Origin of the sequence: Streptomyces sp. 2P-4, assembly GCF_030167965.1 — a bacterium.
Taxonomy (GTDB): Bacteria; Actinomycetota; Actinomycetes; order Streptomycetales; family Streptomycetaceae; genus Streptomyces; species Streptomyces globosus_A.
Genome location: NZ_CP095011.1, coordinates 5,804,293 through 5,828,227, shown reverse-complemented (window position 1 = coordinate 5,828,227; position 23,935 = coordinate 5,804,293). Strand labels below are relative to the sequence as shown.

20 protein-coding genes are annotated in these 23,935 nt (G+C 73.5%); 2 read left to right on the top strand and 18 right to left on the bottom strand.

From position 1 onward, the window contains the following. Positions 1 to 89: 89 nt before the first annotated feature. Complete coding sequence (abmR, locus tag MUK52_RS25930; protein WP_284580441.1) at positions 90 to 620, top strand: ATP-binding transcription factor AbmR; 531 nt, start codon at positions 90 to 92, stop codon at positions 618 to 620. Between the two features lie 28 nt (positions 621 to 648). Here abmR and MUK52_RS25925 read toward each other — a convergent pair whose 3' ends face one another. From MUK52_RS25925 to fmt, 6 genes are all read right to left on the bottom strand, one after another. After that, positions 649 to 1,053 carry a barstar family protein gene (locus MUK52_RS25925; RefSeq protein ID WP_114056730.1) on the bottom strand — a complete coding sequence of 135 codons (405 nt, stop codon included), beginning with the start codon at positions 1,051 to 1,053 and terminating at the stop codon, positions 649 to 651. Further along, a complete protein-coding gene (locus MUK52_RS25920) occupies positions 1,050 to 1,487 on the bottom strand; it encodes a guanyl-specific ribonuclease (RefSeq protein ID WP_284580437.1) in 438 nt (145 codons plus the stop codon). Before MUK52_RS25920 ends, MUK52_RS25925 begins: the two co-directional genes overlap by 4 nt. A 55-nt stretch (positions 1,488 to 1,542) precedes the next feature. Further along, positions 1,543 to 2,556, bottom strand: a complete 1,014-nt coding sequence (locus tag MUK52_RS25915) for a sugar-binding transcriptional regulator (protein WP_114056732.1) — start codon at positions 2,554 to 2,556, stop codon at positions 1,543 to 1,545. A 124-nt stretch (positions 2,557 to 2,680) separates the two neighbouring features. Next, entirely contained in the window at positions 2,681 to 3,367 is a 687-nt protein-coding gene (gene rpe / locus MUK52_RS25910) for a ribulose-phosphate 3-epimerase (protein ID WP_114056733.1), read from the bottom strand. Between the two features lie 1,894 nt (positions 3,368 to 5,261). After that, positions 5,262 to 6,722: an RsmB/NOP family class I SAM-dependent RNA methyltransferase gene (locus MUK52_RS25905; RefSeq protein ID WP_284580433.1), complete on the bottom strand. Its 1,461-nt coding sequence runs from the start codon at positions 6,720 to 6,722 to the stop codon at positions 5,262 to 5,264. Between the two features lie 353 nt (positions 6,723 to 7,075). Continuing rightward, positions 7,076 to 8,005 carry a methionyl-tRNA formyltransferase gene (gene fmt, locus MUK52_RS25900; RefSeq protein WP_114056735.1) on the bottom strand — a complete coding sequence of 310 codons (930 nt, stop codon included), beginning with the start codon at positions 8,003 to 8,005 and terminating at the stop codon, positions 7,076 to 7,078. 311 nt (positions 8,006 to 8,316) lie between these two features. On the opposite strand from fmt, the gene MUK52_RS25895 reads away from it, so the two are divergent. Continuing rightward, positions 8,317 to 8,835, top strand: coding sequence for a hypothetical protein (locus MUK52_RS25895; protein ID WP_284580431.1), 519 nt, complete (start codon positions 8,317 to 8,319; stop codon positions 8,833 to 8,835). Between the two features lie 126 nt (positions 8,836 to 8,961). On the opposite strand, the gene MUK52_RS25890 is transcribed toward MUK52_RS25895, so the two are convergent. From MUK52_RS25890 to MUK52_RS25835, 12 genes are all read right to left on the bottom strand, one after another. Beyond that, positions 8,962 to 11,094 carry a primosomal protein N' gene (locus tag MUK52_RS25890; RefSeq protein ID WP_114056737.1) on the bottom strand — a complete coding sequence of 711 codons (2,133 nt, stop codon included), beginning with the start codon at positions 11,092 to 11,094 and terminating at the stop codon, positions 8,962 to 8,964. A 139-nt stretch (positions 11,095 to 11,233) separates the two neighbouring features. Then, the gene (gene metK, locus MUK52_RS25885; protein WP_284580428.1) at positions 11,234 to 12,442 is read right to left on the bottom strand and encodes a methionine adenosyltransferase; all 1,209 of its coding nucleotides are present in this window, start codon (positions 12,440 to 12,442) and stop codon (positions 11,234 to 11,236) included. A 196-nt stretch (positions 12,443 to 12,638) separates the two neighbouring features. Then, positions 12,639 to 13,841 (bottom strand): bifunctional phosphopantothenoylcysteine decarboxylase/phosphopantothenate--cysteine ligase CoaBC, encoded by a 1,203-nt coding sequence (coaBC, locus tag MUK52_RS25880; protein ID WP_114058815.1) that lies wholly within the window; start codon positions 13,839 to 13,841, stop codon positions 12,639 to 12,641. 125 nt (positions 13,842 to 13,966) lie between these two features. Then, positions 13,967 to 14,239, bottom strand: coding sequence for a DNA-directed RNA polymerase subunit omega (gene rpoZ / locus MUK52_RS25875; RefSeq protein WP_114056739.1), 273 nt, complete (start codon positions 14,237 to 14,239; stop codon positions 13,967 to 13,969). A gap of 62 nt (positions 14,240 to 14,301) precedes the next feature. Next, a complete protein-coding gene (gmk, locus tag MUK52_RS25870) occupies positions 14,302 to 14,865 on the bottom strand; it encodes a guanylate kinase (RefSeq protein ID WP_114056740.1) in 564 nt (187 codons plus the stop codon). Positions 14,866 to 14,926: 61 nt separating this feature from the next. Next, entirely contained in the window at positions 14,927 to 15,250 is a 324-nt protein-coding gene (locus tag MUK52_RS25865; protein WP_008740406.1) for an integration host factor, read from the bottom strand. Between the two features lie 275 nt (positions 15,251 to 15,525). Beyond that, positions 15,526 to 16,413 carry an orotidine-5'-phosphate decarboxylase gene (gene pyrF / locus MUK52_RS25860; RefSeq protein WP_281277950.1) on the bottom strand — a complete coding sequence of 296 codons (888 nt, stop codon included), beginning with the start codon at positions 16,411 to 16,413 and terminating at the stop codon, positions 15,526 to 15,528. After that, positions 16,410 to 17,519: a quinone-dependent dihydroorotate dehydrogenase gene (locus MUK52_RS25855; RefSeq protein ID WP_114056741.1), complete on the bottom strand. Its 1,110-nt coding sequence runs from the start codon at positions 17,517 to 17,519 to the stop codon at positions 16,410 to 16,412. The genes pyrF and MUK52_RS25855 overlap by 4 nt, the downstream gene beginning before the upstream one ends. Positions 17,520 to 17,606: 87 nt before the next feature. Beyond that, positions 17,607 to 20,915 (bottom strand): carbamoyl-phosphate synthase large subunit, encoded by a 3,309-nt coding sequence (gene carB / locus MUK52_RS25850; RefSeq protein WP_284580411.1) that lies wholly within the window; start codon positions 20,913 to 20,915, stop codon positions 17,607 to 17,609. Then, a complete protein-coding gene (gene carA, locus MUK52_RS25845) occupies positions 20,908 to 22,071 on the bottom strand; it encodes a glutamine-hydrolyzing carbamoyl-phosphate synthase small subunit (RefSeq protein ID WP_114056743.1) in 1,164 nt (387 codons plus the stop codon). Before carA ends, carB begins: the two co-directional genes overlap by 8 nt. Further along, positions 22,068 to 22,649 (bottom strand): PH-like domain-containing protein, encoded by a 582-nt coding sequence (locus tag MUK52_RS25840; RefSeq protein ID WP_114056744.1) that lies wholly within the window; start codon positions 22,647 to 22,649, stop codon positions 22,068 to 22,070. Before MUK52_RS25840 ends, carA begins: the two co-directional genes overlap by 4 nt. Then, positions 22,646 to 23,935, bottom strand: a complete 1,290-nt coding sequence (locus MUK52_RS25835; protein WP_284580407.1) for a dihydroorotase — start codon at positions 23,933 to 23,935, stop codon at positions 22,646 to 22,648. Before MUK52_RS25835 ends, MUK52_RS25840 begins: the two co-directional genes overlap by 4 nt.

The window sequence follows — 23,935 nt, the reverse complement described above, 5'->3', positions numbered from 1 at the left end:
TACCACGGTGTGGTGCGGGCGTGCCGCCGGCAGGTTCGGGGAGGCCCGCCCCTTGCCTCGGACCCGCCCTCGGATGCAACGTTGATTACATGATTACAGCCGAACAGAGCGAGCAGCTCCGCACCTGGTTCGCCGACCGCCTCCCGGCCGGCGTCTACGCGTCCGTGGTCGAGGTCGTGGCCGACCGCGAGGAGATCACCGTCGTCGGCACCCTCCCGGCCGGCGAGTCCCCCGACGCGTTCCGCGAACGCACCCGGGAGCAGCGCATGGAGGTAGCCCGCGAGGCGGAGGAGCTCTACCGCCGCAAGGTGGCCTGGGGCGTCCGCTCCGGCGCGGAGCGCATCCTCTTCACCCACCTGGCCGTCCCCGTCATGACGCGGCTGCGCCAGCCGGAGCGGCAGGTCCTCGACACCCTCATCGAGGGGGGCGTGGCCCGCAGCCGGGCCGACGCCCTCGCCTGGTGCGTCCGCCTCGTCGGCCGCAACACGGACGCCTGGCTCACCGAGCTCCGCGACTCCCTCGCCAAGGTCCGCGAGGTCCGCGAGACGGGCCCGGACCGCGAGGACACGTCCGGCGGGGCGGGGCCGCGGCCGGAGGGGCCCGGGCCTGACCCTGCCTGAAACAGGGCAGGGTCAGGGCCGGGCCGCCTCAGGGACGAGTGCCGGGCGCGCCCTCGGGCGGCTCCACCGGGCCGTCGTCGAGGACCACGTCCAGCCGCGCCCCGCCGCCGGGCCCCCGCCCGCGCGCCACGGCCTCCTCCAGGACCTCCCGGAGCGTCTCCCAGTCCCCGGGGCGCGCCGCCGCCCAGCCGCGCCAGGACGTCACCGCGATCAGCCGCCCCGGCGCCTCCGGCAGCCACGACAGGTCACCCAGCGCATCGGCCAGTGCGTCCCAGTTCCGCCCGAACCACCGCGGCAGCTCCAGCGCCTCCTCCCAGCGCCGCATCAGCTCCGCCTTGCCGCGTACACCGCCCAGGTCCACCCGGACGGTCGCCCAGCCGGCCTCCTCGGCGGCGGCCAGCGCCGGTGCCAGCGGTCGCGGATGCAGGGTCATCGGAGAACCGCCTTGAAGGAGTCGTAGTGGTCGTCCGTGTAGTAGAACTCGCCGCCGCCCCCCGTCACGATCCGCCGGGCGCCGCGGTCGCGCTCCCCCGGGGTGCCCACCGTGTACTCGTGGTAGTAGCCGCGCTTCTGCCGGGGCAGGATCTTCTCGAAGTTCCCGAACACCGTCCCGTCCTGCCGGTACGGGTACGGCCCGCCCCTGTCGATGAGGGCGAGCACCTCGCGGGCCTGCGGGGGCAGCTCGTCGGGCCGTACGGTGGCCATGCCCTGCGCCCACGCCGGGGCGGACGCCGAGGGCCGCTGCGACGGCAGCGCGCCCTGCGCGGACCCGGACGGGCCGCACCCGGCCGCCGCCACCAGGGCGACGACCAGGAACACCGCCCCGAGCACGCGTGACAGCAGCCGGGGCACGTTCCTCACGATCATGCCCCGATCGTGCCAAAGATCCGTTTCGGGGGCGAGTCGCCCACCGGAGGCCGGATCAGTCGTCCGGGTCGGCCCGGTCCAGCGCCGGCCGCAGGCCCGGCTCCGACTCGGTCAGCAGGTAGTCCGCCACCGCCGTGTCCGTGACCAGGCTCGTCACCAGGCCCGACCGCAGGACCGCGCCGATCGCGGCCGCCTTGCGCAGGCCGCCCGCGATCGCTACCACCTCGGGGATCCGGCGCAGCCGGTCCGCCTCAACCGTGATGCAGCGCTCGCCGAGGTCGCGGCCGACCCGGCGGCCGTCCTTGTCGAAGAGGTGCGCGGACATCTCGGCCGCCACGCCGAGGGAGGCGTAGTGGGCGCGCTCCTCGTCGGTCAGCATGTCGTGCACGGTGGAGATGCCCGGCTCCCAGGAGCCGATCGACACCGCCGCGACGGTCACCTTGTCGAAGTATTCGAAGGCGCGCGCGATGCCCGTCTGGCTGCGCAGTGCCGCCGCCGTCGCCGGGTCGGGCAGCAGCATCGGCGCGTAGATCGGGTGCGCGTCGCCGCCGGAGACCTGCGCGGCGCGGCGCACGGCCTCCACCGAGCCGCGCTCCGCCGTGCCCGCGTCGTACACGCCGGTCAGCTGCACGACGGTGCACTGCGGCAGCCTGTGCAGCGAGGCCGCCATGTGGATGGTCGACCGGCCCCAGGCCAGGCCCAGCACGTCGCCCTCGCTGACGAGCTCGCCCAGCAGGTCGGCCGCCACCGCGCCCAGGTTCTCCGGGTCCGGCGCGTCCTCGGTCGTGTCCGCCGGGGACTCGACGACCACGGCGTGCCGCAGCCCGTACCGGGCGCGGAGTGCGTCGGAGCGCTCCGCGTCCAGTTCGGCCGGCACCCGGATCTCGATCCGCACGAGGTCGCGCTCAAGGGCCGTCTCCAGGACCCTGGCCACCTTGAAGCGGCTCACGCCGAACTCCTCGGCGATCTGGATCTTGGACTTGCCCTCCAGGTAGAAGCGGCGGGCCATGGCCGCCGCCTGCACCAGCTCCGCGGGTCCCATCCGCAGGGCTGACCGTCCCGCCGACATTGCCGACACCGCGTTCTCCTCACTGCTGTTCACACTCTCGACTCGCCGTTCATCCTGTCAGATCCGGCGGCCGTTGATCAGCCTGGACGGCTCCCGTTCACCGAGCCGTCCACCAACCCTTGCCTCAGTGGTCGCATACCCAGGGCGCCGCGGCGATCGCGACGTCCGCCTGCTCGCGCAGCGTGCGTACGGCAGCTGCCGGATCAACCGCCCCGTAGACCGCGCTTCCGGCGACGAAGACGTCGGCCCCGGCCTCCGCGCACCGCTCGATGGTGGTGGCCGAGACACCGCCGTCGACCTGCAGCCAGATGTCCAGATCATGCTTGGCGATCAGCTCCCGGGTCCGGCGGATCTTGGGCAGCATGATGTCGAGGAACGGCTGGCCGCCGAACCCCGGCTCGACCGTCATGATCAGCAGCATGTCGAGCTCGGGGAGGATGTCCTCGTACTGCTCGATCGGCGTCGCGGGCTTCAGCGCCATGGCCGCGCGGGCGCCCTTGGCCCGGATCTCCCGCGCCAGGCGCACCGGCGCGGCCGCCGCCTCGGCGTGGAACGTGATCGAGCCGGCCCCGGCCTCCACGTACTGAGGCGCCCAGCGGTCCGGGTTCTCGATCATCAGGTGCAGGTCGAGCGGAGTGTCCGTGGCCCTGCTGAGCGACTCCACGATCGGCATGCCGAGGGTCAGGTTCGGGACGAAGTGGTTGTCCATGACGTCGACGTGCAACCAGTCGGCACCCTCGACGGCCTTCGCCTCCTCGGCGAGACGGGCGAAGTCGGCGGACAGGATGCTGGGAGAAATCTGAGCGGCCATGCCCCAAGCCTGCCATGCCCCCGCCACCTTCAGGCCACGACCCCGGCCCCGGCCCCGGCCGGGGACGGGGGCCGGGGCGGGGGCGGGGGCGGGGGCGGGGGCGGGAGCCTGGGCGGGAGCCGGGGGTATGGGGCGGAGCGGGGCCGGAGACTGAACCGGGGGCACCGGATGAGCGGGGGCCGACGGCTCAGGGCCGGAGGGCGATGCGGGGGCGGGGGGCGACGGGAGCCGATCGGTCGGCGGCGGAAGAGGGACTGGGGGTGTCCCCGGCAGTTGATGGTGTCCGGGGCGGCCCGGTCCCTCAAGGGCGCGCCCTTCGGTCGCGTCGCTACGCGATGGCCCTTCGGGCCACCCTTGACCGACCGACCCGCCCCGGAGGCATTTTTTCTGCCGGGACGCCCCCAGGGGAACGGCCAGGGGGTACGTGGACCATTCAGGGCCATCAGAGCCCTTTCCCTCACGCCCCGGGGGCCCCTTTCGCCCCACCGGCATCAGCCGACCCGTCGCCGGAAGCTGGGTGGGCTGTGACGTCTGGAAACGACGTCCAGAGCATCATCCGCAGACAGGAGCGCCCGGATCGCTACGTGGGCGCCGTCGGCTCAGCGTCCGGCGGCCGTCAGGGGCCGGGGCGCGCGGCAGATCGCTACGTGGGCGCCGTCGGCTCGGCGTCTGACGGCCGTCAGGGGCGGGGGTGGCGCGGCAGGTCGTTACGTGGGCACCCTCAGCTCAGCGGCCATCGGCCGTCAGCGGCCGGGGCGGACGCGACAGATCCCTACGTGGGCACCCTCAGCTCAGCGGCCATCGGCCGTCGTCATGGGCAGCGAAGCGCCCCAGCCCGCCATAGACCCCATCTGTTTCGGCGACCGACCACCGCCCAAGGCGCCAAGGCGCCTCAGACCGCTGCATGCGCGGGCTGCTCGGCGACCGCCCGCAGTCCGGGGCAGCGAAGCGCCCCGCCACACTGCCCGCTGCCGCCTCCTCGCCGACCGGCCGCCATCCGGGGCAGCGAAGCGCCCCAGCCCGCTTCGCCCTCCTCACCCCTGCGCGACACCGGGCCGTCAGGGGGCGCGAAGCGCCCCCGCCCACTCCCTGCTCCTCCCATATCGGCCTCCGGCCGCAGAACGAACGCATCCACCCCCGCCCACCGCCATGATCCGGCGATCCAGAGGCCCGGCGCTCAGCCGCCGAGCCGACGGCGCCCCCGTAGCGATCTGCCGCGCCGCCCGGGCCTCTGACGGCAGCCGGGCGCCGAGCCGAGGGCGCCCACGTAGCGATCCGCCGCGCCGCCCCGGCCCCTGACGGCCGCCAGACGCCGAGCCGAGGGCGCCCACGTAGCGATCCGGGGCGCTCCTGTCCGCGGATGATGCTCTGGACGTCGTTTCGTGCGGTCACAGCCCACCCGGCTCCCGTCGGCGGGTCTGCTGATGCCGGTGGGGCGGGATGCGGCGGCCGGGGCGGGAGGGCAGCGGCTCTGACACGCCCGGTAGGTCATGGTCCCTCCAGGCCGTTCCCCTGGGGGCTTCCCGGCAGCTTGTTGGCATTCCGGGGCGGGCCGTCCTGTCCAGGGTGGCCCGCAAGGGCCATCGCGCAGCGACGCGACCAACGGGAGCGCCCTTTACAGGACGGCCCGCACCGGAAGGACAATCGGCTGCCGGGACACCCCCAGCACCACCCGACCCCGAGCCCCCGGCTCCCGCCCCGCCCGACGCCACAGTTGCGCCTCCGGCCCCGCCCGACCGGCCCCCGCCGAACACCGCCCCGCCGTCGCCTTCCGAGCCCGAGTCGCCGGCTTCCGGCTGCCCGCGCTCCGCCGCCTCCGCCCGGCCCCGCTCGTCGGCTCCCGCACCCGGCTTCCGCCCTCCTGTCCGCCCCCGGCCCGGCCCCGCCCCGGCCCCTACTCCACCCTCCGCAGCAGCGCCAGGTACATCGCGTCCGTGCCGTGCAGGTGCGGCCACAGTTGGATGTCCGGGCCGTCGCCCAGGGCCGGGACGCCCGGGAGGTAGGGGCGGGCGTCGATCAGTTCGGCGGAGACGGGCTCCGCGGCGGCGCCGCGGCCCTTCAGGACGTCGTCCACGACGACGCGGGTCTCCGCCAGGTGCGGCGAGCAGGTCGCGTAGCCGACCACGCCGCCGACGCGGACTGCGGACAGGGCCTCGCGGAGCAGCGCGCGCTGGAGCGGGGCGAAGCCCTCGATGTCCTGCGGGCGGCGGCGCCAGCGCGCTTCGGGGCGGCGGCGCAGGGCGCCGAGCCCGGAGCAGGGGACGTCCATCAGGACGCGGTCGAAGGAGCCCGGGAGCCATGCGGGGCGGGTGCCGTCGGCGGTGATGACCTGGTAGGGCCCGGGGTTGCCGTGGAGGGCGCGTTCGACGAGGCGGGCGCGGTGCGGCTGCTTCTCGGAGGCCAGCAGGAAGGCCCCGTGCTCGGCGGCGAGGGCTCCGAGGAGGGCGGCCTTGCCGCCCGGGCCCGCGCAGCCGTCGAGCCAGCGCTCGTCGCGGCCTTCGACGGGGACAGCGGCGAGCGCCGCGGCCACGAGCTGGCTGCCCTCGTCCTGGACGCCCGCGCGCCCCTCGCGTACGGCCTCCAGCGCGCCGGGCTCGCCGCCCTCGGCCATCCGCACGGCGTACGGGGACCAGCGCCCGGGCAGGGCGGCGTCCTCGCCGACGGCGGCGACGAGTTCCTGCGTCGTCGATCGGCCGGGCCGGGCGACGAGGGTGACCTCGGGCCGCTCGTTGTCGGCCTCCAGCAGGTCCTCGATGCCGGCGCGCCCGCCGCCGAGGGCGTCCCACAGGGCGCTGACGACCCAGCGGGGGTGGGAGTGGCGGACGGCGAGGTGCTCCTCTGCGTCCACCTCGTACGGCGGGGCGACGCGCTCCAGCCACGCGTCCAGGTCGTGCGCGGCGATCTTGCGCAGGACCGCGTTGACGAACTTGGCGCGCCCGTCGCCCAGGACGACGCGGGCGAGTTCGACGCTCGCCGAGACGGCGGCGTGGCTGGGGATGCGGGTGCCGAGGAGTTGGTGGGCGCCGAGGGAGAGCACGTCGAGGACGGGCGGGTCGACCTCGCGCAGCGGGCGGTCGATGCACGCGCTGATGACGGCGTCGTACGTGCCCTGGCGGCGGAGCGTGCCGTAGACGAGTTCGGTGGCCAGGGCGGCGTCGCGGGCGTCGAAGTCGCCGTTCTCGCGGGCCTTGCGCAGCAGCGGCGGCAGGACGAGGTTCGCGTACGCGTCGCGCTCGTCCACGGCCCGCAGCGCCTCGAAGGCGAGGATGCGGACCGGGTCCTTCTTTGGCCGGCGGTACGGCTTGGGCTGCTTGCCGCCGGGGGCGGCGGGACGGCGGCGGGGCTGTTCGCTCACGTGGAAGGTGCTCCGGATGTATGGAGGTACGGATGTACGGGACGTACGGAAGGGGATGAACGCGTGTCGATCGGGTCGAAAGGGTCGGACCGGCCGGCATCTGCCAGCCTACGTCGCCCCCGCGGGGCCGGCCCGGCCGCTGGGCGGCGGCGGGGACTGGGTGCGGCGCCCAGGGGGTTGTGTGAAAGTCCCGCACAGCGCCCACGGCGCCCGGCACGCACTCGCGCCGCACCGGCCGAAGCCCCGAGTACGCCCCGTACGAGGGGTTTCGCCCGGCACGCCGAGAGCACTCAACCGGACACCGCGGGCACCGCCGGCACCGCCGGCGCCGCACAGGACCTTCGCAACGCCCCCTAGCCCAGCCGCTCGCCCGCCGCGATGCGGACGCCGCGGGCCCAGTCGGCGGCGCGCATCGGCTTCTTGCCCTGCGGCTGCACCCACAACAGCTCGGCCGCGTGGGAGCCGGTGCCGACGTACACGTTGTTCTTGGCGGCGGCGAGTTCGCCGGGGGCCAGGTCGGTGCGGGCGGGCAGCAGGCCGAGGGAGACGACCTTGAGCCGTTCCCCGCGGAACAGCGTCCAGGCGCCGGGAGCGGGGGTGCAGCCGCGGACGACGCGGTCGGCGCGCATCGCGGGGGCCGACCAGTCGATGCGGGCGTCCTCGACGGTGATCTTGGGGGCGTGGGAGACGCCGTCGGCGGCCTGGGCGACGGCGCGCAGGGTGCCGTCCTCGATGCCGTCCATGGTGGCGGCGAGCAGCCCGGCGCCGGCGAAGGCGAGGCGGGTCAGCAGGTCGCCGCTGGTGTCGGTGGGGCGGATCTCCTCGGTGAGGACGCCGAAGACGGGCCCGGTGTCGAGGCCTTCCTCGATGCGGAAGGTGGAGGCCCCGGTGACCTGGTCCCCGGCCAGGATGGAGTGCTGGACGGGGGCTGCGCCGCGCCAGGCGGGCAGCAGGGAGAAGTGCAGGTTGACCCAGCCGTGGCGGGGGATGTCGAGGGCGCTCTTGGGCAGGAGGGCGCCGTAGGCGACGACGGGGCAGCAGTCGGGGGCGATCTCGCGGAGCCGGGCCTGGAAGTCGGGGTCGCGGGGGCGGACCGGCTTGAGGACCTCGATGCCGGCTTCCTCGGCGCGTTCGGCGACCGGGCTCGCGACGAGGCGGCGGCCGCGGCCGGCCGGTGCGTCGGGCCGGGTGACGACGGCGGCGACCTCGTGGCGCCCGGAGGCGATCAGGGCGTCCAGGGCGGGGACGGCGACCTCGGGGGTGCCGGCGAAGACGAGCTTCACTGGGGTCCTACCTCGATATCTCGGCTGTCAGCAGCGCACCAGTCTATGGGTCGGGTGGGCTGCGGGCCTGCGCCGGGCCCGCGCCGGACCCGCACCGGACCCGGCCCGCGGTCGCCTCCCGGGCCCCATCAGCCCCACCAGGGGGCGGGCCGCACATGCGCGCGCCTCTCGCATATGCCGACACGCCCCCGAGGCGTGACTTCCTCGACCGGTGGCGCGTTGGTCAAGAGAGATTGACCGAAACCGGGCCGCGTTCAGAACGGTGTCTGCGGCCCGATCCGCTCTTCAGCACCGGTTCGAGAGGCTTCTTCATGGCCGACCACGCCACCCACGACGCCCAAGCACGGGCCAGCCTGCATCTCCTGGTCCGGGACATCGAGCGGGTCCGCCGGCAGGTGGATGCTCTGCGTACGCTCACCGCCCAGCTCGGCAACGTGTACCGCCCGCGCCGCTCCGGTCCTTCGACGGGCTTCGTCGTCTACGGCCGGGCCCCGGCGCCGACCGTCCGCCTCGCCCAGGAGCTGCGGGACAGCGTCGAGACGCTGGTGACCGCCGCCGTGGACTTCGACCGCTCGCTCGGCTTCTCGTGGGACGCGGTCGGCTCGGCCCTCGGCGTCACCAAGCAGGCCGTGCACCGGCGCTACGGGGCCCGGCGCGCGCAGGCCGCGGAAGCGGCGGAGCCGCTGGCCGAGGGGACGGCGACGCGGCCCCTCAACCCGCTGCCGACGGTCCCCGCGGCGCGCTCCGTGCCGCCGCAGCCGGTGCGCGAGGAGTCGCAGGCCGCGGCGGTTGCCCGGCCGGCCGCGTTCCCCGGGCCGCGCAACGGCTGACCGCCCGTCCGGCCGCCGGGACGCCGACCCCCGTCGGCCGGCCGGGCCGCCAGGCCGCGGCCGTGCACACCCCCGGTGGGCGACTTCACCGTCGCCCACCGGGGGTTTTCTGCGCCCCGGGCCTGCTCAGCCGATGTCCGGCGGGTCGATCCGCACCCGGATCGCGTCTCCGGCGGGGACGCCGCGGGCGAGGCGGGCGGCCTGCGCGGCCTTGAGCGCGGCGGCCAGGGCGGCCCCGCTGCCGGGCGGGACGCGGATCAGCACCCGCTCCCCCGGGGAGGGCGCGCCGCGCCGCCCGGGCAGCGGTACGGGGCCCAGTACCTCGGCGTCGGGCGGCAGTTCGGCGGTGTCGAGGAAGGCCGCCAGGGCTTCGCCGCGGCCGGCGACGGCCGCCATCCGGGAGACCGGGGGGAAGCCGAGCTGGGCCCGTTCGGCGAGTTCCCGCGCGGCGTGCCCGGCGGGGTCCCAGCGGACGAGGGCCTGGACGGGGCGCAGCGTCGGCTCGGCCACGACGACGACCTGCCCGTCGGCCCGTACGAGGGAGGCGGCGGCAATCCAGCGGCGCAGGGCGTCCTCCCCGGCGCGGAGGTCGGGGCGGGTCAGCATGGCCCACCCGTCGAGGAGGAGCGCGGCGGCGTACCCGGCTCCGGCGGCGACGGGTTCGGCGCCGGGGGTGGAGACGACGAGGGCGGGCCGGTCGGGGACCTCGTCGAGGACGTGGTCGCGGCCGGAGGTGCGGACGGGGACGGCGGGGAAGGCCCGGCCGAGTTCCTCGGCGGTGCGGCGGGCGCCGACGACCTGGGCGCGCAGCCGGAACGAGCCGCACTCCTCGCAGTGCCAGGCGGTTTCGGGGCGGCCGCACCAGCCGCACTGGAGGTCGCTGGCGTCGGGCGCCTCCAGCGGGCCGGCGCAGGCCCGGCAGCGGGCGGGGGTGCGGCAGCGTTCGCAGGCCAGGCGGGGGGCGTAGCCGCGGCGGGGCACCTGGACGAGGACGGGCCCGGTCTTCAGGCCGTCGCGTACGGTCTCCCAGGCGAGGCTGGGCAGGCGGGCGGCGCGGGCGGCCTCGTCGCGGGCGAGGAGTTCGTCGCCGACGGTGCGGATGCGGGGGGCGCAGGCGCGGACGGTGTCGCGGTCGGCGGCCAGCGGGCGCGCCCAGCCGGATGCGACGAGCTGGGCGGCTTCGACGGTGCAGCCGGTGCCGCCGGCGAGGAATCCGCAGCCCTCGCTGACGGAGCGCAGTTCGAGGACTTCCCGGACGTGCGGGAAGGGCGCGCGGTCGTCGCTGTGGCTGGAGTCCCCGTCGTCCCAGACGGCGACGAGTCCGAGGTCGCGTACGGGCGCGAACATGGCGGCGCGGGTGCCGATGACGGCGCGGACGGAGCCGCGGTGGACGGCGAGCCACTGCCGGTAGCGCTTCTCCGGCCCGGATTCGGCGGTGAGGGTGGCGTGCCGGCCTTCGCCGAGGAGGGCGGTGAGGGCCGCGTCGACGCGGGCGGCGGTGCGCCCGTCGGGCAGGACGGCGAGGGCGCCGCGGCCGGACGCGAGCGTGGCGGCGAGGGCGCGGGCCAGCTCGTCGGCCCAGCCGGGTCCGGGGAGGGCGGTCCAGACGGCGCGCGGGGAGCCCCCGGCGGCGAGGGAGCGCAGGAAGGCCGGTCCGGCGGCGTAGCGGGTCCAGCCGCCGGGGTCCGGAACGGGCGGCGGGGGCAGCGGCGGCGGCGAGGGCTTGGCCTCGGCGCGGGCGTTGCGCGGGGGCAGGGCCAGCTGGAGGACGTCGGCGAGGCTGCCGGCGTAGCGGTCGGCGACGGCGCGGGCGAGGGAGAGCAGGGCGGGGGTGAGGACGACCTCGGGCGAGACGACGTGGGCGAGGGCGGCGAGGGCGCCGTGGTAGTCGGTGTCGGCGCGGCGCTCGACGATGAACCCGTCGATGAGGCGGCCGCCCTCGCGGCGGCCGCCGTGGACGTGGTGGGAGCCCGCGCCGAAGCGGACGCGGACTCGGACGCCCGGCCGGGCCGCCTCGGAGAGCTCTTCGGGGACGGCGTAGTCCCACAGCTGGTCGAGGTGGAGGACGCCCTTGTTGACGAGGACGCGGGCGACGGGGAGGTCCTTGGCGAGGGCGGCGCCGCGCCAGGTGCGCGGTTTGGCCTTGGGCGCCTTGGCCTTGGCCTCGGCGACCATCTCCCGGATGAGGGCGAGCTGCTCGGGCGGGCCGCCGGGACTGCCGTCCCCGGGCCGCTGTCGGGACTCGTTCTCGCTGCTCACACCCGCATTTCTACCAAAGCGCGCCGACAGTGGCGGATGCCCGCGGGGCCCGCTGCCGGGGGCGGGGACGCGGGAGGGCCCCGGACCCGGCGGCGTACTCGCCGCGGTCCGGGGCCCTCCCGTCGGGTGGTGCTCCGTCTTACAGGCCGGCCGCGGCGCGCAGGGCGTCGACGCGGTCGGTGCGCTCCCAGGTGAAGTCCGGCAGCTCGCGGCCGAAGTGGCCGTAGGCGGCGGTCTGGGCGTAGATCGGGCGGAGCAGGTCGAGGTCGCGGATGATCGCGGCCGGGCGAAGGTCGAAGACCTCGGCGATGGCGTCCTCGATCTTCGAGGTGTCGATCTTGGCGGTGCCGAAGGTCTCGACGAACAGGCCGACGGGCTCGGCCTTGCCGATCGCGTACGCGACCTGGACCTCGCAGCGGGAGGCGAGGCCCGCCGCGACGATGTTCTTGGCGACCCAGCGCATCGCGTAGGCGGCGGAGCGGTCGACCTTGGACGGGTCCTTGCCGGAGAAGGCGCCGCCACCGTGGCGGGCCATGCCGCCGTACGTGTCGATGATGATCTTGCGGCCGGTGAGGCCGGCGTCGCCCATCGGGCCGCCGATCTCGAAGCGGCCGGTCGGGTTCACCAGGAGGCGGTAGCCGTCGGTGTCGAGCTTGATGCCGTCCTCGACGAGCTCCTTCAGGACGTGCTCGACGACGAACTCGCGGATGTCGGGCGCGAGCAGCGAGTCGAGGTCGATGTCGGAGGCGTGCTGCGAGGAGACGACGACCGTGTCGAGGCGGACGGCCTTGTCGCCGTCGTACTCGATGGTGACCTGGGTCTTGCCGTCGGGGCGCAGGTAGGGGATGGTCCCGTTCTTGCGGACCTCGGACAGGCGGCGGGAGAGCCGGTGCGCGAGGTGGATCGGCAGCGGCATGAACTCGGGCGTCTCGTCGCACGCGTAGCCGAACATCAGGCCCTGGTCGCCGGCGCCCTGCTTGTCGAGCTCGTCCTCGTCGCCCTCGACGCGCTTCTCGTAGGCGGTGTCGACGCCCTGCGCGATGTCCGGGGACTGCGCGCCGATGGACACCGACACGCCGCAGGAGGCGCCGTCGAAGCCCTTCTTCGAGGAGTCGTAGCCGATCTCGAGGATCTTGTCGCGGACGAGCTGCGCGATCGGCGCGTACGCCTTCGTCGTCACCTCGCCTGCGATGTGGACGAGACCGGTGGTGATGAGCGTCTCCACGGCCACGCGCGAGGTCGGGTCCTCGGTGAGGAGCGCGTCGAGGATCGTGTCGCTGATCTGGTCAGCGATCTTGTCGGGGTGGCCCTCGGTGACGGACTCCGAGGTGAACAGGCGGCGGGACACATCGCTCCCTGGGGTTGCAGCGGCTGCTGGCTGATCGTTTGGCGGAACGATACCGGGGGCTGCGCCCGGACGCGTTCCGAATGCAGTTTATCCGTCGCCACCGGCCGCAGGACCACCCGTCTCGCCCTCTGGAAGCCGTGTGACCTGCGACACCCCGTTCCGGACCGGGGTGCGGCGGGGCCGGGCGGCGCGTGTTTCAGGCGAGTCGCGCCGCGACCTGGTCCCATACGACGTCCGCGAGGGCTTCCTTCGGACCGTAGGGGACGGGCAGTTCGGATCCGTCGGAGGCGAGGATCACTGCCTCGTTCTCCTCCGATCCGAAGGTCTTGTTCTCTCCGACCTCGTTGACGACAAGGAGGTCGCACCCCTTGCGGCGGAGCTTGGCGCGCCCGTTGGCGAGCACGTCGTCGGTCTCGGCGGCGAAGCCGACGACGACCTGTCCCCCGCGGGCGCGGTCGGCGGAGACCTCGGCGAGGACGTCGGGGTTGCGGACGAGGGCGACGGGGGCCGGATCCCGCCCCTCCTGCTTCTTGATCTTGCCGGCGGCGTACTCGGCCGGACGGAAGTCGGCCACGGCCGCGGCCATGACCACGGCGTCGGCGTCGGCGGCCGCCTTCAGGACCGCCTCGCGCAGCTGTACGGCGGTGCCGACGCGGACGACGTCCGCCCCGGCCGGGTCGGGCAGCGCCGTGTTCGCGGCGACGAGCGTGACCCGGGCGCCGCGCGCGACGGCGGTGCGGGCCAGGGCGTACCCCTGCTTGCCGGAGGAGCGGTTGCCGAGGAAGCGGACGGGGTCGAGGGGCTCGCGGGTGCCGCCGGCGCTGATCACGACGTGGCGCCCGGCGAGGTCGGCCGCGGCGGTGCCGCGGGCGAGGACGGCCCGGCAGACCTCGAAGATCTCCTCCGGGTCGGGCAGCCGGCCCTTGCCGGTGTCCTTGCCGGTCAGGCGGCCGACGGCGGGCTCGATGACGACGGCACCGCGGCGGCGCAGGGTGGCGACGTTCTCCCGGGTCGCCGGGTGCTCCCACATCTCGGTGTGCATCGCGGGGGCGAAGACCACGGGGCAGCGGGCGGTCAGGAGGGTGTTGGTGAGGAGGTCGTCGGCGAGCCCGTGGGCGGCCTTGGCCAGCATGTCGGCGGTGGCGGGGGCGACGACGACGAGGTCGGCGGCCTGGCCGATGCGGACGTGGGGCACCTCGTGGACGGTCTCCCACACCTCGGTGCCCGCCGGGTGCCCGGAGAGGGCGGCCCAGGTGGCCTCGCCCACGAAGTTCAGGGCCGAGGCGGTGGGCACCACGCGCACGTCGTGCCCGGACTCGGTCAGCCGCCGCAGCAGCTCGCACGCCTTGTAGGCGGCGATGCCGCCGCTGACTCCGAGCACGACCTTCGGATTGCCCACCACACTCGCCCTTCCGGCTGCTGTCACCGGCCGCGGCGTCACCGGCCGCGGCCCACCTGCCTATGACACACCACAGGCCCGGCAGTCGTGCTGCCGGGCCTGTGGTGCAAGGATTCCTCGGTGCCCTACTGGACCGGGGCCTCGATGGCCTCGGAGGTCAGCAGGCCCGCGTTGATCTCGCGCAGCGCGATCGAAAGCGGCTTCTCGTGGACGTGGGTGTCCACCAGCGGGCCGACGTACTCGAGCAGGCCCTCACCGAGCTGCGAGTAGTACGCGTTGATCTGACGCGCGCGCTTGGCCGCGTAGATCACGAGGCTGTACTTCGAGTCCGTGGCCTCGAGCAGCTCGTCGATCGGCGGGTTGATGATGCCCTCGGGCGCAGTGATGGAAGAGGACACGCTCTACCTTCCGAAGATGGATGAAAGTTCAGACGCCCACCGGTGCGAACACCGGTAGACGATCACACAACGTCCATCAAGGCTAGCAGCTCACGCGCCACGTCCTCGACGGAGGTGTTGACCAGGGTGGTGTCGAACTCGGACTCGGCGGCCAGCTCGCCCCGGGCTGCCGCCAGCCGGCGCTCGATGACCTCGGCGGACTCGGTGCCCCGGCCGGTGAGCCGGCGGACCAGCTCCTCCCAGCTCGGCGGCGCCAGGAAGACCAGCTGGGCCTCCGGCATGGACTCCCGGACCAGGCGGGCGCCCTGGAGGTCGATCTCCAGGAGCACGGGCTCGCCGTTCTCCAGGCGCTCGACGACCGCGCCGCGCGGGGTGCCGTAGCGGTTGCCCGCGAATTCGGCCCACTCCAGCAGCTCGCCGTTGGCGATCAGCTTGTCGAACTCGTCGTCGCCGACGAAGAAGTAGTGGACTCCGTGTCGCTCACCGGGCCGCGGCTTGCGGGTGGTGGCCGACACCGAGAGCCATACCTCGGGGTGGACCTTGCGCATATGCGCGACGACCGTGCTCTTGCCGACCCCTGAGGGGCCGGAGAGCACGGTCAGCCGCGGACGAACCTCTGCTGCCATAGAGCGATTATCCAGGTTCCCGGGACTGCCCGGTAACGCCGGAGGCACTCCGGGCGGCACGTCAGCCGGCAGGGGTGCCGAACTCACGCTCCAGCGAGGCGATCTGGTTGGAGCCGAGACCTCGGACACGCCGGGACTCGGAGATGCCGAGGCGCTCCATGATCTGCTTGGCGCGGACCTTGCCGACGCCGGGCAGGGACTCCAGCAGGGCGGAGACCTTCATCTTGCCGATGACGTCGTTCTCCTGGCCCGTCTTGATGACCTCTTGGAGCGAGGCGCCGGAGTGCTTGAGTCGATTCTTCACCTCGGCCCGCTCCCGGCGAGCCGCGGCGGCCTTTTCGAGCGCGGCTGCGCGCTGTTCAGGGGTAAGGGGCGGAAGAGCCACGCCTACGTCACCTCGGATGTCGAACTGTCGGATACGGACCGGTGGGAGCCCGTCGGACACCACACCAGGCGAGTGCCCGAACAGCGGTGGAACTCGTTCGCTGCTCGTTCACTCTGGTCGGAGACTAGCGGCCAAGGCCGCTCCAGTCAGCGAGAACGGACGAAAAGTCCTGGTCAGCCTCCACTGAACCGTACATCACGGACAAACCGCCCTGGATTTGTCCGGCGAAAGACGTTCGATTCCCGTCAGATTTCGTCAGACCGTACGACGTGCGGTCAGCCGGAGACGGCCGTGCGGATCTCCTCGGCGAACCGCTCCGCAGCCCCGCGCAGCGCGCCGGAGTCCGGTCCGTGCCGGAGCACGCCGCGCGAGACGTTCGGCACGACGTTGCGCACGGCCGCGCCGAAGACGCGGGGCAGGTCGGCGGCGGTCGCGCCCTGCGCCCCGATGCCGGGGGCGAGCAGCGGGCCGTTGATGTCCAGGTCGAAGGAGGACAGGTCGCCGAGGGTGGCGCCCACGACCGCCCCGAAGGAGCCCATGGGGGACTCGCCGGCGTTCTCCGCGGCAAGGTGGCCCAGCATGGTCGCGCCGATGGTCCGCCCGTCCTCGCGGACCGCCCGCTGCACCTCCGCGCCCTCGGGGTTGGAGGTGAGGGCGAGGACGAACAGGCCGGCGCCGGAGGTGCGGGCGAGCTCGACCGCGGGGGCGAGGGAGCCGTAGCCCAGGTACGGGGACACGGTCAGGGCGTCGGAGAACAGCGGGGAGTCCGGGTGGAGGAAGGTCTCGGCGTAGGCGGCCATGGTGGAGCCGATGTCGCCGCGCTTGGCGTCCATGACCACGAGGGCGCCGGCCGCGCGCGCGTCGGCGGCGGTACGCTCCAGTACCGCCACACCGCGGGAGCCGAAGCGCTCGAAGAAGGCGGCCTGCGGCTTGAAGACGGCGACAGTGTCGGCGAGGGCCTCGACGACCGTGCGGGAGAACCGCTCCAGCCCGGCGACGTCGTCGTCCAGGCCCCAGGAGGCCAGCAGCGAGGCGTGCGGGTCGATCCCGACGCACAGCGGGCCGCGCTCGTCCATGGCGGAGCGCAGGCGGGCGCCGAACGGCCGGGGGCTGCCCGAGGGCGTCGGCGAGGGGTGGCGGTCGGGCGAGGGGTGGGCGGTCACTGGGCGGCCTTTCGGGTCTCGGCGCCGACGGCCTCGGCGAGGGTGGCGTACGGGCTGGCGGCGAGGCGGGCGGCCAGGCCCTTGTGGATGGCGCGGGCGTAGAACGGGCCCTCGTAGATGAACGCGCTGTACCCCTGGATGAGGGTGGCGCCGGCCAGGATGCGCTGCCAGGCGTCCTCGGCGTTCTCGATGCCCCCGACGCCGACGAGGACCAGGCGGTCGCCCACGCGGGCGTACAGGCGGCGCAGGACCTCCAGGGAGCGCTGCTTGACGGGGGCGCCGGAGAGGCCGCCGGCCTCCTTGACCAGGGCGGGGTCGGACTTCAGGCCGAGGCCGTCGCGGGCGATGGTGGTGTTGGTGGCGATGATGCCGTCGAGGCCGAGCTCCAGGGCGAGGTCGGCGACGGCGTCCACGTCCTCGTCGGCGAGGTCGGGCGCGATCTTCACCAGCAGCGGGACGCGGCGGTCGGGGACGCTGCGGTCGGCGGCCTCCCGGACGGCGGCGAGCAGGGGGCGCAGCGACTCGGTGGCCTGGAGGTTGCGCAGGCCGGGGGTGTTCGGGGAGGAGACGTTGACGACGAGGTAGTCGGCGTGCCGGGCCAGGCGCTCGGTGGAGGCCACGTAGTCCGCGACGGCCTCCTCCTCGGGCACGATCTTGGTCTTGCCGATGTTGACGCCGACGACGGTCTTGAAAACGGCCTTGCGGGCCGCCAGGCGGGCCGCCACGGCCTCGGAGCCGTCGTTGTTGAAGCCCATGCGGTTGATCAGTGCACGGTCCGGCACCAGGCGGAAGAGCCGCTTCCTGGGATTGCCGGGCTGGGCCTGGGCGGTGACCGTGCCGATCTCGACGTGGTCGAAGCCGAGCATGGACATGCCGTCGATGGCGACGGCGTTCTTGTCGAAGCCGGCCGCGAGGCCGAAGGGGCCGTGCATGCGCAGGCCGAGGGCCTCCGTGCGCAGCTCCTTGTGGCGGGGGGCCAGGGCGGCGGCCGCGAAGGTCCGCACGACCGGGGTGCGGGCGGCGAGGCGGATCCAGCGGAAGGCCATGTGGTGGGCGGCCTCGGGGTCCATCCGCTTGAAGACCAGGTTGAAGAAGAGCTTGTACATGCTTCGGGGGTTCCCTTGTGCGCTCATGGAGAGGGGGACACCGCCGCGCAGTCGCGCTCGTGGTGTCCCCCTCGTCCGGACGGGCTGCTAGTCGCGGGCCGCGGTCAGGTGCTCGGCGTGCTCCTGGAGGGAGCGGACGCCGACCTCTCCGTGTCCGAGCGCCTCGATGCCCTGCACGGCCGCGGCGAGCGCCTGGACCGTGGTCAGGCACGGGACGCCGCGGGCCACGGCGGCGGTGCGGATCTCGTAGCCGTCGAGGCGGCCCCCGGTGCCGTACGGGGTGTTGACGATCAGGTCGACCTGGCCGTCGTGGATCAGCTGGACGATGGTCTTCTCGCCGCCGGGGCCCTCGCCCTCGCTGAGCTTGCGGACCACGGTGGCGTTGATGCCGTTGCGGCGCAGGACCTCGGCGGTGCCGGAGGTGGCGAGCAGCTCGAAGCCGTGGGCGACGAGCTCGCGCGCCGGGAAGATCATCGAGCGCTTGTCGCGGTTGGCGACGGAGATGAACGCGCGGCCCTTGGTGGGCAGCGGGCCGTAGGCGCCGGCCTGCGACTTGGCGTACGCCGTGCCGAAGACCGAGTCGATGCCCATGACCTCGCCGGTGGAGCGCATCTCCGGGCCGAGGACCGTGTCGACGCCGCGGCCGTGGATGTCGCGGAAGCGCGACCACGGCATGACCGCCTCCTTGACGGAGATCGGCGCGTCGAGCGGCAGGGTGCCGCCGTCGCCGGTCTTCGGCAGCAGGCCCTCGGCGCGCAGCTCGGCGATGGTGGCGCCGAGCGAGATGCGGGCGGCGGCCTTCGCGAGCGGGACGGCGGTGGCCTTCGAGGTGAAGGGGACGGTGCGGGAGGCGCGCGGGTTGGCCTCCAGGACGTAGAGGATGTCCCCGGCCATCGCGAACTGGATGTTGATCAGGCCGCGGACGCCGACGCCCTTGGCGATGGCCTCGGTGGAGGCGCGCAGGCGCTTGATGTCGAAGCCGCCGAGGGTGATCGGGGGCAGGGCGCAGGCCGAGTCGCCGGAGTGGATGCCGGCTTCCTCGATGTGCTCCATGACGCCGCCGAGGTAGAGCTCCTCGCCGTCGTAGAGGGCGTCGACGTCGATCTCGATGGCGTCGTCGAGGAAGCGGTCGACCAGCACGGGGCGGGTCGGGGAGATCTCGGTGGACTCGGCGATGTACGCCTCCAGGCGCGCCTCGTCGTAGACGATCTCCATACCGCGGCCGCCGAGCACGTAGGACGGGCGGACGAGGACGGGGTAGCCGATCTCGTCGGCGATGGCCTTGGCTCCGGCGAAGGTGGTGGCGGTGCCGTGCTTGGGGGCGGGCAGGCCGGCCTCCTGGAGCACGCGGCCGAAGGCGCCGCGGTCCTCGGCGGCGTGGATGGCCTCCGGGGAGGTGCCGACGACGGGCACGCCGTTGTCCTTCAGGGCCTGGGAGAGGCCGAGCGGGGTCTGGCCGCCGAGCTGGACGACGACGCCGGCGATGGGGCCGGCGAGGGACTCGGCGTGGACGATCTCCAGCACGTCTTCCAGCGTCAGCGGCTCGAAGTACAGGCGGTCGGAGGTGTCGTAGTCGGTGGAGACGGTCTCCGGGTTGCAGTTGACCATCACCGTCTCGTAGCCGGCGTCGCTGAGGGCGAAGGAGGCGTGGACGCAGGAGTAGTCGAACTCGATGCCCTGGCCGATGCGGTTCGGGCCGGAGCCCAGGATGATCACCGCGGGCTTGGTGCGCGGCGCGACCTCGGTCTCCTCGTCGTAGGACGAGTAGAAGTACGGGGTCTTGGCGGCGAACTCGGCGGCGCAGGTGTCGACCGTCTTGTAGACGGGGCGGACGCCGAGGGCGTGGCGCACCTCGCGGACGACGTCCTCGCGCAGTCCGCGGATGTCGGCGATCTGGGCGTCGGAGAAGCCGTGGCGCTTGGCCTCGGCGAGGAGCTCGGGGTCGAGCTTCTCGGCGGCGGCGAGCTCGTCGGCGATCTCCTTGATGAGGAAGAGCTGGTCGACGAACCACGGGTCGATCTTGGTGGCGTCGAACACCTCCTCCTGGGTGGCGCCGGCGCGGATGGCCTGCATGACGGTGTTGATGCGGCCGTCGGTGGGGCGGACGGCGAGGCGCAGCAGCTCGTCCTTGTCGCCGGGCTCGCCGGTGAAGGCGAACTGGCTGCCCTTCTTCTCCAGGGAGCGCAGGGCCTTCTGGAGGGCCTCGGTGAAGTTGCGGCCGATGGCCATGGCCTCGCCGACGGACTTCATGGTGGTGGTGAGGGTGGCGTCGGCGGCCGGGAACTTCTCGAAGGCGAAGCGGGGGGCCTTGACGACGACGTAGTCGAGGGTCGGCTCGAAGGAGGCCGGCGTCTTCTCGGTGATGTCGTTGGGGATCTCGTCCAGGGTGTAGCCGACTGCCAGCTTGGCGGCGATCTTGGCGATCGGGAAGCCGGTGGCCTTGGAGGCGAGGGCCGAGGAGCGGGAGACGCGGGGGTTCATCTCGATGACGATGATCCGGCCGTCGTCCGGGTTGACCGCGAACTGGATGTTGCAGCCGCCGGTGTCGACGCCGACCTCGCGGATGATCGCGATGCCGATGTCGCGCAGGCGCTGGTACTCGCGGTCGGTGAGGGTCATCGCGGGGGCGACGGTGATGGAGTCGCCGGTGTGGACGCCCATCGGGTCGAAGTTCTCGATGGAGCAGACGACCACGACGTTGTCGGCCTTGTCGCGCATCAGCTCCAGCTCGTACTCCTTCCAGCCGAGGATGGACTCCTCCAGGAGCACCTCGGTGGTCGGGGAGAGCGTCAGGCCCTGGCCGGCGATGCGGCGCAGCTCCTCCTCGTCGTGGGCGAAGCCGGAGCCGGCGCCGCCCATGGTGAAGGAGGGGCGGACGACGACGGGGTAGCCGCCGAGGGTCTCGACGCCGGCGAGGACCTCGTCCATGGTGTGGCAGATGACCGAGCGGGCGGACTCGCCGTGGCCGATCTTGCGGCGGACCTCCTCGACGACCTCCTTGAAGAGGTCGCGGTCCTCGCCCTTGTGGATGGCCTGGACGTTGGCGCCGATGAGCTCGACGTTGTACTTCTCCAGCACCCCCTGCTCGTGCATGGAGATGGCGGTGTTGAGCGCCGTCTGGCCGCCGAGGGTGGGCAGGAGCGCGTCGGGGCGCTCCTTGGCGATGATCTTCTCGACGAACTCGGGGGTGATCGGCTCGACGTAGGTGGCGTCGGCGATCTCCGGGTCGGTCATGATCGTCGCGGGGTTGGAGTTGACGAGGATGACCCGCAGGCCCTCGGCCTTGAGGATGCGGCAGGCCTGGGTGCCGGAGTAGTCGAACTCGGCGGCCTGGCCGATGACGATCGGGCCGGAGCCGATGACCAGGACGGACTGGATATCGGTGCGCTTAGGCACGCTCGGCCTCCATCAGGGCGGTTTCCATCAAGGACGTGAAGCGGTCGAAGAGGTACGCGGCGTCGTGCGGGCCTGCGGCCGCCTCGGGGTGGTACTGGACGCTGAAGGCCGGCTGGTCGAGCAGCTGGAGGCCTTCGACGACGTTGTCGTTCAGGCAGACGTGGGAGACCTCGGCGCGGCCGTAGGGGGTCTCGGAGACCTTGTCGAGGGGCGCGTCGACGGCGAAGCCGTGGTTGTGGGCGGTGACCTCGACCTTGCCGGTGGTGCGGTCCTGGACCGGCTGGTTGATGCCGCGGTGGCCGTACTTCAGCTTGTAGGTGCCGAAGCCGAGGGCGCGGCCGAGGATCTGGTTGCCGAAGCAGATGCCGAAGAGCGGCGTCTTGCGCTCCAGGACGCCCTGCATGACGGAGACGGCGTGGTCGGCGGTGGCCGGGTCGCCGGGGCCGTTGGAGAAGAACACGCCGTCCGGGGAGACCGCGTAGACGTCCTCGACGGTGGCGGTGGCGGGCAGGACGTGCACCTCGATGCCGCGCTCGGCCATCCGGTGCGGGGTCATGCCCTTGATGCCGAGGTCGACGGCGGCGACGGTGAACCGCTTCTCGCCGATGGCGGGGACGACGTAGGGCTCCTTGGTGGCGACCTCGGCGGAGAGGTTCGCACCCTTCATCTGCGGGGCTTCCTGGACGCGGGAGACCAGGGCCTCGTCGCGGACGCCCTCGGCGGCGGCGCCGGAGAAGATGCCGACGCGCATGGCGCCGCGCTCGCGCAGGTGGCGGGTGAGGGCGCGGGTGTCGATGCCGCTGATGCCGACGACGCCCTGCGCGGCGAGCTCCTCGTCCAGCGAGCGCTTGGCACGCCAGTTGGAGGGGACGCGGGCGGGGTCGCGGACGACGTAGCCGGCGACCCAGATGCGGGCGGACTCGGGGTCCTCGTCGTTGACGCCGGTGTTGCCGACGTGCGGCGCGGTCATCACGACGACCTGCCGGTGGTACGACGGGTCGGTGAGGGTCTCCTGGTAGCCGGTCATGCCGGTGGAGAACACGGCCTCGCCGAAGGTCTCCCCCACTGCGCCGTAGGCGCGGCCGCGGAAGATGCGGCCGTCCTCCAGGACGAGTACGGCGGGAGCTTTGGCTGCTCCCCTGGTGGAGGTCGTCATCGTTCGGCGCCTTCCGTCGTGGTGGTGTGGTTCATGGAGGTGATGGCCTCGACCCAGGCGGCGTGCTCGGCCGCCCGGTCGGAGCGGAATCCGGAGTCGATCAGCGTGTCGCCGTGCGCCCACGTGACCACGAGCAGACCGCCCTCGGTGAGTACCTTGCCCGCGATCCCCTTGTCGAGGCGGGCGCCGCGCAGCTGTGCGGCCGGTACGAAGAAGTCGCCTGCACCCGGACGGACCACTTGGAGGCCCGCGTCGGTGAGGGTGAGCTCGACCCGGCTGCGCACGCCCAGCCCGTGGGCGACGATCCGGTCGAGCCACTGTCCGGCGGTGGTCGACCCGTGGTACCGGCCGGTGAGCGCCAGCCGGTGCTCGGGGAGGCCGTCGGGGGCGGCGGGCAGTTCCGGCAGGCCGCCCTGCAGGGCGCCGCGCCATTTCCAGCCCTGCCGCATCAGCCAGTAGACGAAGGCGATGAAGACGAGCAGACCGATGACCCACGCGATGCGCGCGCCCCAGTCCGTCACCTCCGCCGACTTGCGTTCGGCGGCCTCGGCGGCCAGTTGGATCACTGCAGGTGTCACGCGAGCTTCCCGTCCACGACCGTTGTCCGGCCCCGCAGGAAGGTGTGGGTGACGCGGCCCGGCAGCTCGCGGCCCTCGTACGGGGTGTTGCGGCTGCGGGAGGCGAACCCTGCGGGGTCCACGACACCACGGTACGAGGTGTCGACCAGGGTGAGGTTCGCGGGTTCACCAGCCGAGACGGGCCGTCCGTGGCGGTGGGACAGGCCGCCGATGCGGGCGGGCGCGAAGGACATGCGCTCCGCGACGCCGGCCCAGTCGAGGAGGCCCGTCTCGACCATCGTCTGCTGGACGACGGACAGGGCGGTCTCCAGGCCGACCATGCCCATGGCGGCGGCGGCCCACTCGCAGTCCTTGTCCTCGTGCGGGTGCGGGGCGTGGTCGGTGGCGACGATGTCGATCGTGCCGTCGGCGAGCGCCTCGCGCAGGGCCATGACGTCGCGCTCGGTGCGCAGCGGCGGGTTGACCTTGTAGACGGGGTTGTAGGAGCGCACCAGCTCGTCGGTGAGGAGGAGGTGGTGGGGGGTGACCTCGGCGGTGACGTCGATGCCGCGGGACTTGGCCCAGCGGACGATCTCGACGCTGCCGGCGGTGGAGAGGTGGCAGATGTGGACGCGGGAGCCGACGTGCTCGGCGAGGAGGACGTCGCGGGCGATGATCGACTCCTCGGCGACGGCGGGCCAGCCGCCGAGGCCCAGCTCGGCGGAGACGATGCCCTCGTTCATCTGGGCGCCCTCGGTGAGGCGGGGCTCCTGGGCGTGCTGGGCGATGACGCCGCCGAAGGCCTTCACGTACTCCAGGGCGCGGCGCATGATCACGGCGTCGTCGACGCACTTGCCGTCGTCGGAGAAGACGGTGACACGGGCGGCGGACTCGTGCATGGCGCCGAGCTCGGAGAGCTTCTTGCCCTCCAGGCCGATGGTGACGGCTCCGATGGGCTGCACGTCGCAGTAGCCGGACTCCTTGCCGAGGCGGTAGACCTGCTCGACGACGCCGGCGGTGTCGGCGACGGGGAAGGTGTTCGCCATGGCGAAGACGGCGGTGTAGCCGCCGGAGGCGGCGGCGCGGGTGCCGGTCAGGACGGTCTCGGAGTCCTCCCGGCCGGGCTCGCGCAGGTGGGTGTGGAGGTCGACGAGGCCGGGGAGGAGGACCTGGCCGGCGGCCTCGATGACGGTGGCGCCGTCGGCGGAGAGGTCTGCACCGGTGGCGGCGATGGTCTCGCCGTCGATGAGGACGTCCTGTGCCTCGCCGCCGAGGACCTTCGCACCGCGGATCAGGGTCTTGGACAT

Bases quoted from the DNA above. Each gene is read 5' to 3' on its own strand.
- gmk (WP_114056740.1), bottom strand. From the start codon at position 14,865: ATGGCAGCAGAGGTTCGTCCGCGGCTGACCGTGCTCTCCGGCCCCTCA.
- MUK52_RS25855 (WP_114056741.1), bottom strand. From the start codon at position 17,519: ATGTACAAGCTCTTCTTCAACCTGGTCTTCAAGCGGATGGACCCCGAG.
- MUK52_RS25915 (WP_114056732.1), bottom strand. From the start codon at position 2,556: ATGTCGGCGGGACGGTCAGCCCTGCGGATGGGACCCGCGGAGCTGGTG.
- rpe (WP_114056733.1), bottom strand. From the start codon at position 3,367: ATGGCCGCTCAGATTTCTCCCAGCATCCTGTCCGCCGACTTCGCCCGT.
- carA (WP_114056743.1), bottom strand. From the start codon at position 22,071: ATGACGACCTCCACCAGGGGAGCAGCCAAAGCTCCCGCCGTACTCGTC.
- MUK52_RS25920 (WP_284580437.1), bottom strand. From the start codon at position 1,487: ATGATCGTGAGGAACGTGCCCCGGCTGCTGTCACGCGTGCTCGGGGCG.
- MUK52_RS25925 (WP_114056730.1), bottom strand. From the start codon at position 1,053: ATGACCCTGCATCCGCGACCGCTGGCACCGGCGCTGGCCGCCGCCGAG.
- abmR (WP_284580441.1), top strand. From the start codon at position 90: ATGATTACAGCCGAACAGAGCGAGCAGCTCCGCACCTGGTTCGCCGAC.
- MUK52_RS25895 (WP_284580431.1), top strand. From the start codon at position 8,317: ATGGCCGACCACGCCACCCACGACGCCCAAGCACGGGCCAGCCTGCAT.
- MUK52_RS25835 (WP_284580407.1), bottom strand. From the start codon at position 23,935: ATGTCCAAGACCCTGATCCGCGGTGCGAAGGTCCTCGGCGGCGAGGCA.